This is a genomic window from Inquilinus sp. (assembly GCF_057815775.1).
Genome location: NZ_JBYRFX010000891.1, coordinates 1 through 11,079, shown reverse-complemented (window position 1 = coordinate 11,079; position 11,079 = coordinate 1). Strand labels below are relative to the sequence as shown.

Annotated in this window: 9 protein-coding genes; 8 read left to right on the top strand and 1 reads right to left on the bottom strand. The window is 67.8% G+C overall.

Translation table 11 applies throughout. The features are described from left to right. Window positions 1-159: 159 nt before the first annotated feature. From AC3XYG_RS31945 to AC3XYG_RS31930, 4 genes are all read left to right on the top strand, one after another. Window positions 160-1,059 (top strand): carbohydrate ABC transporter permease, encoded by a 900-nt coding sequence (locus tag AC3XYG_RS31945; protein ID WP_489143922.1) that lies wholly within the window; start codon window positions 160-162, stop codon window positions 1,057-1,059. A gap of 37 nt (window positions 1,060-1,096) precedes the next feature. Continuing rightward, the gene (locus AC3XYG_RS31940; protein WP_489143921.1) at window positions 1,097-2,419 is read left to right on the top strand and encodes an ABC transporter substrate-binding protein; all 1,323 of its coding nucleotides are present in this window, start codon (window positions 1,097-1,099) and stop codon (window positions 2,417-2,419) included. A 22-nt stretch (window positions 2,420-2,441) separates the two neighbouring features. After that, window positions 2,442-3,785, top strand: coding sequence for an alpha-glucosidase/alpha-galactosidase (locus AC3XYG_RS31935; RefSeq protein ID WP_489143920.1), 1,344 nt, complete (start codon window positions 2,442-2,444; stop codon window positions 3,783-3,785). Window positions 3,786-3,962: 177 nt separating this feature from the next. Next, on the top strand, window positions 3,963-5,831 hold the full coding sequence (locus AC3XYG_RS31930; RefSeq protein ID WP_489143919.1) for a hypothetical protein: 1,869 nt from the start codon (window positions 3,963-3,965) through the stop codon (window positions 5,829-5,831). Here the strand turns inward: AC3XYG_RS31930 and AC3XYG_RS31925 are convergent. Then, the gene (locus AC3XYG_RS31925; RefSeq protein ID WP_489143918.1) at window positions 5,785-6,762 is read right to left on the bottom strand and encodes a LysR substrate-binding domain-containing protein; all 978 of its coding nucleotides are present in this window, start codon (window positions 6,760-6,762) and stop codon (window positions 5,785-5,787) included. The genes AC3XYG_RS31930 and AC3XYG_RS31925 overlap by 47 nt on opposite strands. 175 nt (window positions 6,763-6,937) lie before the next feature. On the opposite strand from AC3XYG_RS31925, the gene AC3XYG_RS31920 reads away from it, so the two are divergent. The 4 genes from AC3XYG_RS31920 to AC3XYG_RS31905 form a co-directional block, all read left to right on the top strand. Then, window positions 6,938-8,245 (top strand): aspartate aminotransferase family protein, encoded by a 1,308-nt coding sequence (locus AC3XYG_RS31920; RefSeq protein WP_489143917.1) that lies wholly within the window; start codon window positions 6,938-6,940, stop codon window positions 8,243-8,245. Window positions 8,246-8,588: 343 nt separating this feature from the next. Continuing rightward, entirely contained in the window at window positions 8,589-9,404 is an 816-nt protein-coding gene (locus tag AC3XYG_RS31915; RefSeq protein ID WP_489143916.1) for a response regulator transcription factor, read from the top strand. A 10-nt stretch (window positions 9,405-9,414) separates the two neighbouring features. Further along, window positions 9,415-10,230: a helix-turn-helix transcriptional regulator gene (locus AC3XYG_RS31910; RefSeq protein WP_489143915.1), complete on the top strand. Its 816-nt coding sequence runs from the start codon at window positions 9,415-9,417 to the stop codon at window positions 10,228-10,230. A 182-nt stretch (window positions 10,231-10,412) separates the two neighbouring features. Continuing rightward, window positions 10,413-11,079, top strand: a 667-nt coding sequence (locus tag AC3XYG_RS31905) for a calcium-binding protein (RefSeq protein WP_489143914.1), incomplete at its 3' end; no start/stop codon positions are given.

Genomic DNA, 11,079 nt, shown 5'->3' with positions numbered 1-11,079 from the left:
GATCATCTGGTACGTCTACGAAAGCGCCTTCCGCTTCTCGAAGATGGGCTACGCCTCGGCGATGTCGGTGGCGCTGTTCGCCGTGCTGATCCTGATCACCATCCTGCAGATGCGGGCGCTGCGCGCCGGCAGCTCGGACCTCGAGTGAAGGACGCTGCCATGACCGCGACCTTCGTCCTGCCCCGGTCCCCGGCCTTCCGGTTCTCGCCCGGCCGGGCCCTGGCCTGGGTGGTGCTGGCCGGCTTCGTCGTCTGCTCGCTGTTTCCGCTGTGGATCACGCTGAAGACCGCGCTGGTGCCGACTGCGACCCTGTTCGACCAGGCGACCCTGCTGCTGCCGACCGACATCACCCTGGACAATTTCCGCCGGGTGCTCGGCCTGGCGCCGGTCGACCCGGCGACGCCGTCCTCGCCGATCAACTTCGGCCTGGCGCTGCGCAACAGCACGATCTTCACCCTGCTCACTGTCGGCGGGCAGGTGTTCTTCTCGGCGCTGGCCGCCTATGCCTTCGCCCGCATCCGGTTCTTCGGCTCGACCGTGATCTTCTACCTGTTCATCGCCGCGACGATGATCCCGGCGATCGTGCTGTTCATCCCGAATTTCGTGCTGATCAAGGAGCTGGGCTGGCTCAACACCTTCCAGGGCATGGTGGCGCCGACCATCCTGATGTCGCCCTTCGCCGTGTTCTTCCTGCGCCAGTTCTTCCTGTCGACCCCGCGCGAGCTGGAGGAGGCGGCGCGGATCGACGGCGCCTCGCCGTTCCGGATCTTCTGGAGCGTGGTGTTGCCGGTGCATCGCAGCGCCATCGCCACGCTGGCGATCCTGCTGTCGATCAACGCCTGGAACGACTTTTTCTGGCCGTTCCTGGTCGGGCGTGACGCCGAGGTCCGGGTGATGTCGGTGGCACTGTCCGCCTTCAAGACTCAGCAGCAGAACGGCAATCCGGACTGGACCGGGATGATGGCCGGCACCGTGCTGTCGATTGTGCCGGTGATCGTCCTGCTCGTGCTGTTCGGCCGGCGCGTCGTCGAATCTTTGCAGTTCAGCGGGCTGAAATGACCCGCGTTCCACAACCAAGACCGGAGGAGGCCCTGAGATGACCGCGACCCTGTCGAAGATCCTGTCCCTGTCGGCCGCCGCCCTGTCGCTGGCGCTGGCCAGCGGCGGTGCCCGGGCCGACACCACGCTCAACTACTGGCTGTGGGATGCGCTGCAGGCGCCGCATTACAAGGAATGCGCCGATGCCTTCCACGCCAGGCACGCCGACATCACCGTCAAGGTGACGCAGTATGGCTGGCTCGACTACTGGACCACGCTGTCGACCGGCTTCGTCTCCGGCGAGGCGCCGGATGTCTTCGCCGACCATCTGCGCTCCTATCCCGAATTCGTGGCCAACAGCCAGATCATGGATCTGACGCCGCTGATCGCGCGCGACAAGGTCGACACCGGCATCTACAGCCCCGGGCTGCTCGACCTGTGGACCCGCGACGGCAAGGTCTACGGCATGCCGAAGGACTGGGACACGGTCGCCCTGGTCTACAACAAGGACATGCTCGACAAGGCCGGGGTGTCGGTCGATGAGCTGCGCGACGCCACCTGGAACCCCAAGGATGGCGGCAGCTTCGAGAAGATCCTGGCGCGGCTGTCGCTCGATGCCAGCGGCAAGCGCGGCGACCAGCCCGGCTTCGACCCAGCCCATGTCGTGCAGTACGGCCTGATCATCCCGAAGATCGACGGCTACGGCCAGACGCAGTGGAGCTACCTGGCCGTCTCGGCCGGCTTCAAATTCACCGACGGGCCCTGGGCCACCGCCTATCATTACGACGACCCGATCCTGGCCGAGACCCTGACCTGGCTGCGCGACCTGTCGCTGAAGAAGGGCTACGCCATTCCGCAGAAGGATGTCGGCGCCCTCGGCGGCACCGCGCTGCTTAGCGCCGGCAAGGGCGCGCTGGTCTCCGACGGCTCCTGGAATTCCACCTGGTATGCCAAGAACGTGTCCTTCCCCTATGGCTTCGTACCGCTGCCAAAGGGGCCGCAAGGGCGCAAGAGCATGTTCAACGGCCTGGGCGATTCGATCTGGACCGGCACCCCGCACCCGGACGAGGCCTGGGAATGGGTCAAGTTCCTCGGCTCTTCCGACTGCCAGTCGATCATCGGCAAGGCCGGCGTGGTGTTCCCGGCGATCCCGGCCGACGCCAAGCTGGCGCAGGAGGCCTTCGCCAGCCGCGGCCAGGACGTCACCGCCTTCACCAGCGAGGCGACGCCCGACCAGACCTTCCTCTACCCGATCACCGATTACTCGCCGCAGATCCTGTCGATCGTGAACGTGGCCTTCGACCGGATCTTCCTTGAGGACGTGCCGGTCGCGCCGCTGCTCAAGGATGCGAACGACCAGGTCAACGCGCTGTTCCAATAGCTCTTCCAACCGGGACCCTCCCATGACCTCTCCCAAGATCACCTTCATCGGTGCCGGCAGCACCGTCTTCGCCAAGAACCTGATCGGCGACATCCTGTCCTATCCGGAGCTGGCCGACGCCCGCATCACCCTGTTCGACATCGACCCGGAGCGGCTGGCGACCTCGGAAACCGTCGCCCATCGTATCGCCGATGCGCTGGGCGCGCCGGCGGCGATCGAGGCGACGACCGACCGCAGCCGCGCGCTCGACGGCGCCGACTATGCCATCACCATGATCCAGGTCGGTGGCTACAAGCCCTGCACCGTGACCGATTTTGAGGTGCCGAAGACCTACGGGCTGCGCCAGACCATCGCCGACACGTTGGGCATCGGCGGCATCATGCGGGCGCTGCGCACCGTGCCGGTGCTGCTGGACCATGCCCGCGACATGGAACGGCTGTGCCCCGACGTGACCCATCTGCAATACGCCAACCCGATGGCGATGAATTGCTGGGCCCTCAATCGGGCGACCAAGATCAAGACCGTCGGGCTGTGCCACAGCGTGCAGGGCACGGCCGCCGAGATCGCCGAGGATATCGGCGTGCCGGTCGAGGAGATCAGCTATCTCTGCGGCGGCATCAACCACATGGCGTTCTACCTGAAATTCGAACGCAACGGCGAAGACCTGACTCCCCTGATCCGCAAGGTGGTGGAGGAGGGGCGGGTGCCGGAATGGAACCGGGTCCGCTACGACATGTTCCTGCGGCTCGGCTATTTCGTCACTGAATCCAGCGAGCATTTCAGCGAATACGTGCCCTGGTACATCAAGCGCGGGCGTGAGGAGATCGTCGACCGGTTCAACATCCCGCTCGACGAATACATCACCCGCTGCGAACGCCAGATCGACAAATGGGGCGCCCTGCGCGCCCAGCTGCAGGACCCGTCGGTGCCGCTGGAGATCAAGCGCAGCGTCGAATACGGCTCGACCATCATCCGCGCAAAGGAAACCGGCCAGCCGGCGGTGATCTACGGCAACGTCGCCAATCACGGGCTGATCGACAACCTGCCGTCCGACTGCACGGTCGAAGTGCCGTGCCTGGTCGACCGCAACGGCGTGCAGCCGATCGCCATCGGCCGACTGCCGCCGCATCTGGCCGCGCTGATGCAGACCAACGTCAACGTCCAGTCGCTGACGGTCGAGGCGCTGCTGACCGGCAACCGCGACCACATCTACCATGCCGCCATGCTCGACCCGCACACGGCGGCCGAACTGGACCTCGACCAGATCTGGAAGCTGGTCGACGACCTGCTGACCGCCCATGGCGAATGGATCCCGGAGGCGTTGCGCAGCCCGGCCCAGGCGGTGCCGCTGCTGCGGGTGGCCTGACCGCCCGGCGGCAGGGGCGGGTCCGGCGCTCCCTGCCATTCGGCAATCGTCCGGACCCGCCATCCAGAGGAGGGACCCATGACTCGTCGCAGGCCAGCGTTGGCTTTCCACGCCCTGGTTTTCGCTCCGCTGTTTCTTGCCGCTGCATTGGCCGCTGCGCCAATCCGCGCAGCGGAGGTGCCGATCCTCAATCCCGGCTTCGAAAGCGGGACCACCGGGTGGCAGTTCTCGGCTGGCACCGGCGTCGCCACCAACCTGCCGCACAGCGGTGCGAAGCTGGCCTATCTCGACAGCGGCACCGGGTTGACCGTCCGGCGCACCGTCCAACTGGACCGGGCCGGCCCCTTCCAGGTCTCGGCCTGGGTCGCGACCTCGGGCAGCGACGGGACGCTGGAGGCCCGGATCGGCGGCCGGATCGTGGCGTCGTCGCCGCTGCCGAAGGACACCACCTATCAGCGCTATGTCGTCGGTGGCCTCGCGGCCAAGGCCGGCGATGTGCTGGAGATCACGGTGACCTCGGCGACCGATGGCTGGATCAACTTCGACGATGTCGATGTCGCCGATGACGCGGCCGAGATCGCCGTCGCCTCGTCCAACCCCAAGCTGGTCGACCTGTTCAGCTGGGCCAAGGCCAAGGCGAACAACTGGGTGCTGGCCGACGGCACGGTCGGCAAGATCAATGTCGACGAGAACCATCCGGATGGCACCGGCACCGCCACCTACCGCGCCAGCTACTGGGCGGGCTACCACCACCGCTCCGGCTACTACGCCCGCGACATGGTGCACCAGTTGGTCGGCGCCCAGCTGCTCGGCTTGGCGCCGGCCAACAAGAACATGCTGCGCAGCTTCGCCACCTCGGCGACGCCGGCGCGTGGCCTCTACACCGTTTGGTCCTTCAACTTCGACACCACGACGCCGCTGGCGATCGATTTTCACGGCGACACCAACTTCGTGCGCGAACTGCCGGCGGTGTTCGAGCTGGTCGAGGCGGTCGACAAGGCCTGGCACTGGTCGGGCGACCGCGACTACATCGCCGACGCTGACTTCACCAGCTTCGCCCGCAACGCGGTGACCGCCTTCGTGGACACTCATGACGCCAAGATCCCGAACGGCGCGGTCAAGGTGGCCGAGGGCGTCAGCGGCAACATCTTCGAAGGCGTCGCCAGCTACAACGAGAGCGGCGAAGGGCTGATCGAGGCCGGCGACGGCATCGGTTCGCAGTATCGCGCCTATCTCGCCGCCTCCGACCTGGCGGCCGCCGGCGGCGACCTGCGCGGGGCCGTGGCCAATGGGATCCGGGCGGCGGCGCTGAAGCTGTACTTCAATCGGACCTGGTCCGACCGGCCCGGCATCACGCCGCTGGTGCGCGGCTATTCGGTCTCGGGTGCCGTGGCGCAGCCGGTCGGCGGCTGGGGCAAGGAGAACAGCTGGTTCATGCCGATGAAGCGCATCGTCGCGCCGGGGCCGCGGCTGGACAACTATCTCGACTTCATCGACGCCCAGGCGACCGATCCGGCGACACGGCCGAGCAACATCGAGGCCCTGACCTATCTGCCGGACACGTTCTTCCCCTCCCAGCGCGACGCGACCGCCTGGAAGTGGATGCAGTACATCTACGACCAGCGCAACAACCCCCATCCGGTGGCGGCGCAAGGCACCAACGGCAACTATCCCGAGACGTCCTTCACTCTGGTGTCCCAGACCGTGCAGGGTCTGCTGGGTGTCGATCCCGACGCCGCCCAGGGGCTGGTGACGACCCGGTCGCATCTGCCGGCCGATATCGGCTGGCTGGAGGCCCGTAACATCCGCATCGGCGACGGGCTGGTCACGGTGCGGCAGGACGGGCTGAGGCAGTCGACCCTGACCAATGCCCGGGGACGCCGGGTCCTGACTTGGCGGGCCGAGTTCCCGGGCCGCACCGACATCGTGACGGTCGACGGTATCGGCCGGCGGGCGATCCCGACGACGGTCGACGGCGTCACGGTCTCGGTGGTCGAGGTCAGGGTTCCGCCGGGCCGGAGCGTGACGGTGACGGCAGGGCGGTAGCGGTCCAGTCCCCGGTGGTGCGCGTCGCGGCGCTGTCGAGCAGCCAGGTGCGCACCGCCTCGACGCTCTCCCGGCCGGACGCCGTCTTGGCGACGACCAGCCAGTAGGAGGTTGAGACCAGCCCCGATCCGGCGAAGGGTGCGACCAGGCGGCCGTCGCGCCGCTCGTCCTCGGTCAGGACATCGCTTTCCAGCACCACCCCGAGGCCCTTCGTTGCCGCCTCGATCGCGACATGCGAGGGGTCGAACTGAAGGGTGCCGGCAAAGCCGTCATCGAGCCCGACGCCTTGGTGCCGGAACCAGTCCTCCCAGGACACCAGGTTGTCCCGGGTCACGATCAGCGGCAACGCCAGCAGGTCCCGCGGCGACCGGATCGCGCCGCCGGCGGCCAGGGCAGGGGCGCAGAGCGGCTGGATCCTCTCCGTCAGCAGCGGCGCCGCCCGGGACCGCCACCGGCTGCCGTCGCCATAGGCGATCGCCAGGTGGACGGCGTCAGCCTCGATGCCGGGCGTCTCCGAGACCATCGGCAGGTCGGCATCGACCCGGATGTCGATCGTCGGGTGCCCGGCCAGGAAGGCGGGCAGGCGGGGCAGCAGCCAGCGGCCGGCCAGCGACGGCGGGGTGCGCAGCCGCACGACCTCCGCCCGGCGGGCACGCCGGCCGCGCCGGGCCGTGGTCTCGATCGCATGCGCCAGGGTGTCGAAGCAGTCATGGATCTTGCCGAAGAATTCGGCACCGTCGGGCGATAGCCGGACGCCGCGGCCGACCCGCTCGAACAGGGGCAGGCCCAGCCGTGCCTCCAGGATCCGGATCTGGTGGCTGACCGCCGACGGGGTCAGCGCCAGCTCCTCCGCCGCCGCCCGGAAGCTCGCCAGCCGGGCGGCTGCCTCGAAGGCCACCAGCGCCCGCAGCGGCAGGCTCGGTCGATTCATCGTCGATCCCTCAAACGCGGCCGGGCGTTGATCAGAATGATGAATCCATCTCACGAGTCCAGCGAGTTCTCTGCGGTTGTGGGCGGGCGCGGCCGGACAAATGATGCTGGTGGGCAGCGCGCCACGCCTGTCCCGGATCGCCTTCCCGCCCAGAGCGTGGCTTCGGAGCTGTCCCATGGACCATATTTCGGCCGAACTCGACACCGCCTTCTGGGCTCGCGCCCGCCGGCACCTGCTGCGCTATGGCGGTGATTTCGTGCCCTTTGTCCCGGTGCGGGCCGAGGGCGCGTTCCTGTGGGATGCCGGCGGCCGCCGGGTGCTCGACTTCACCTCCGGCCAGATGAGCGCCATCCTCGGCCATTCCCATCCCGAGATCGTGGCCACGGTGCGCGACTCGATCGGTCGGCTCGACCATTTGTTCTCCTCGATGCTGTCGGCGCCGGTGGTCGACCTGGCCGAGGCCTTGGCCGGGCTGGTGCCGGGCCTGCCGAAGGTGATGCTGCTGTCGACCGGCGGCGAGTCGAACGAGGCGGCGATCCGGCTGGCCAAGCTGATCACCGGCAAATGGGAGATCGCGGCCTTCACCCAGTCCTGGCACGGCATGACCAGTGCGGCCGCGGCGGCGACCTACAAGGCCGGCCGGCGCGGCACCGGCCCGCTGATGCCCGGCCAGTTCGGCATCCCGGCGCCGAACCCGTATCGCCCGCGCTTCCCCGGTGTCGATTGGCGGCAGGAGCTGGACGATTCCTTTGACTTGCTGGACCGGCAGAGCACCGGCAACCTCGCCGCCTTCATCGCCGAGCCGATCCTGAGCAGCGGCGGCGTGCTGGACCTGCCGTTCGGCTATCTCCAGGCGCTGCAGGCGCATTGCCGGGCCCGCGGCATGCTGTTGATCCTGGATGAGGCGCAGACCGGCATCGGCAGAACCGGCCTGATGTTCGCCTTCGAGCGCGATGGCGTGGTGCCCGATATCCTGACCCTGTCGAAGACGCTCGGGGCCGGGCTGCCGCTGGCCGCGCTGATGACCAGCGAGGTGATCGCCGCCGAGGCCGAGGCGCGCGACTTCCTGTTCTACACCACCCATGTCAGCGACCCGCTGCCCGCCGCGGTCGGACTGAAGGTGCTGGAGATCGTGGTCCGCGACGGGCTGGCCGCCCGGGCGCAGCAGATGGGCACGCGGCTGGCAGAAGGCCTGCGCGGGCTGCAGCGGCGCCATCCCTGCATCGGCGATATCCGCGGCCGCGGCCTGCTGCTGGGGCTGGAGTTCACCGATGCCGACGGCCGCGACGCGGCCGCGATTTCCGATGCGGTGACGGATGTCGCGCTGGACCTTGGTTTGTCCGCCAATATCGTGCGGGCCGGCCTGTCGGGCGGCACCATGCGCATCGCCCCGCCCCTGACGGTCGCCGAGCCCGAGATCGACCTGGGCGTGGAACTGCTGGACGCGGCGATATCCCAAGTGATGGCCGTGGCGGGACGATAGAGCGGCGGAACACGGCCCCCGGAACAACCAGTTTCGTCCCGGGGGGCCGGGGGGGCGCCTGGGCACCCGGATCCAGGGAACGATCCAGTGCGCCGGGATTCAGTCTGGAAAAATATAATATTTTATGTAGTGTACTGAAATCGCTCTCATCGTTGCGTCGTGGACAAATGAATCGGCCCAGCCGCCGATGCCGTGCCGGCACTCCCCGGCGCGGACCGCTCGCCATCTCCGCTCGTGCTGTGCGCTTCATCACCGCGGCACGGGCCGGACGTCGTCATGATTCCCCTACTGCCTGGGGTGGGCAGGCGCAGGATACAACGCCTGCAAAGCGAGAGGGACAATCATGACGGGCCGTTTCATCGGTCGATCGGCGGTGGGGCCGATGATCGATGTTCAGTCTTCCGCCGAGCCGGATGAAACCGCGCTGGTTCATCTGGTCGGCCAACTCTACGACGCCGCGGTCGGGCAAGACGACTGGACGGTGGTTCTTCGCCGCCTGTCCGGGATGCTGGGCGGCACGACGATGGTGCTGCATCACTTCCGGTCGCCGTTCCGGGATGCCGCGACCACCGCCATCCACACCGATCCGGGCAATATCGACCTCTATCACAGCCACTATCACAAGACCGAACCGAAGCTGGCGATCTTTCCGCACCTCCAGGCCGGGGCCGTCTTCGTCGACCGGATGCTGATGCCGGAGGCGGATCTCACGCGGACCGAATATTACAACGACTTCCTGGTGCCGCAGGATATCCACAGCAGCCTGAACTGGATCGATTTCAATCGGCAGGGCCAGCCGGATGTCGGTCTCTCGATGTGGCGGCCGCGTCATTGGAACGACTGGGGCGACCGGCAGGTCGATGCGCTGCGCCAGCTCGGTCCGCATCTGGGCCGGGCCTTGCGGGTCGAGCGGCGTCTTGCCGGCGTGGCCGATGAGGATGCTGCCGCGGCCGGGCCTCGGCCGGCCCTGACCCCGCGTGAACGGGATTGCCTGGCCTGCATCGGACGTGGCGCGTCCAGCAAGGAAGCCGCGCGCCGGCTGGGCCTGTCCCTCTATACGGTCAACGAATACATCGCCACCGCGATGCGGAAGCTGGGGGCGGCCAGCCGCACCGAAGCCGTCGCCGTCGCGCTGGTCCGCGGTCTGATCGATGGCTAGCCCGGTGCCGATGAAGCTGCTCCGCCCAGCCGGATCGGGCCTGCGGGCCGATCCGCGGATCGTGTCCACCGCCCTGCCGGGAGAGCCGGAGATGCTCCGCCTGGTCGACGCCATTTACGATGCTGGCGTCGGCAGCGAGGACTGGCTCTTGGTGTTGCGCCGACTGGCCGATGTGCTGGGGGGCGAAGCGGTGGTGCTTCGCCGGATCGGGGCCGATCCGGGGGTACCCGCCACCATCGCCACCGAGACCGACCCGGCCTATGTCCAGAGCTACCAGGCGCATTACCACCAACTGCTGCCGATCCTGCCGGTCCTGCATCGGCTGCCGGCCGGGGCGGTATTCGCGAACTCCATGCTGGTGCCCGATGCCGAGTATCAGCGGACGGAGTTCTACAACGACTTCATGCACCCGCAGGGCAAGGATCGTGGCCTGTACTGGGTCGATTTCAACCAGCGCGACCTGTCGGTAATGCTGTCGTTGTGGCGTCCGCGGCGCCGGCCGGACTGGGACGAGGGGCAGATCCGGTTCCTGCAGGCGCTAGCCCCGCATCTGGGCCGGGCGTTGCGGATCGAACGCAGCCTCGTGGCGGCCAAGGAACCCGGTCCCATCGCTCCCGGCCCGTCCGGCCTGGGGCTGACTCCGCGCGAACGCGACTGCCTGGCCTGGGTTGCCCGCGGGGCCTCCAGCAAGGAAGCGGCGCGTCACCTGGCGCTGTCGGTCTACACCGTCAACGAGTATATCGCGGCGGCGATGCGCAAGCTGCATGCGACCAGCCGGACCGAAGCCGTCGCCATGGCGCTCGCCCGTGGGCTGATCGGCGCCTGATCCTTCCCACCCGGTTCCTGGGCACCCATCCCCGATTCCTGGGGGATTGAGGCCGGATCCGCGATTTCGGACATTGGCGCACCCAATGACCCCGCACCGACGGACGCCATCCGCATCGGCGGGGTCCGCTCAACGGCGCGTTGCCATGGGCGGCGAGACCAGCAGGCGCGGAAGGATCCGGCATGACGATCTATTACGGTGACGACGGTGCGAACCTGTGGTTCGACGGCGCCGGCAACGACACCTTCTACGGCTATGGCGGCGACGACACCATCTATGCGGAAAGCGGCGGCAATGATGTCATGTATGGCGGTGCCGGCAATGATTGGCTCGAAGGCGGCGCCGGCGCGGACAAGCTTTACGGCGGCGATGGCGTCGACACCATCAGCTACAATCTCAGCGCCGCCGGCGTCCATGTCACGATCGGCGGCACCGGCTCAGGGGGTGAGGCGCAGGGCGATGTGATCGGCGCCGATGTCGAGAACATCAGCGCCTCGCAGCATGATGACGTGCTGGTTGGGTCTGCCGCGGCGAACAGCCTTCTCGGCCTTGGCGGCAATGACAATCTCTCCGGGTTGGGCGGCAACGACGTGCTCGATGGCGGCGACGGCAACGACCTGGTCCGGGGTGGTGCCGGCGCCGATCAGCTGAATGGCGGCCTGGGCGTCGACACCGTGACCTACAGCGACAGCACCGTCGGCGTGACGGTGAACCTGCTGACCCTGATGGGGCAGGGCGGGGACGCACAGGGCGACAATATTTCCAACTTCGAGAATGTCGACGGCGGCCAGGGCGACGATACCCTGATCGGCGACGATGGCGGAAATACGCTGCAGGGCTTCGGCGGCA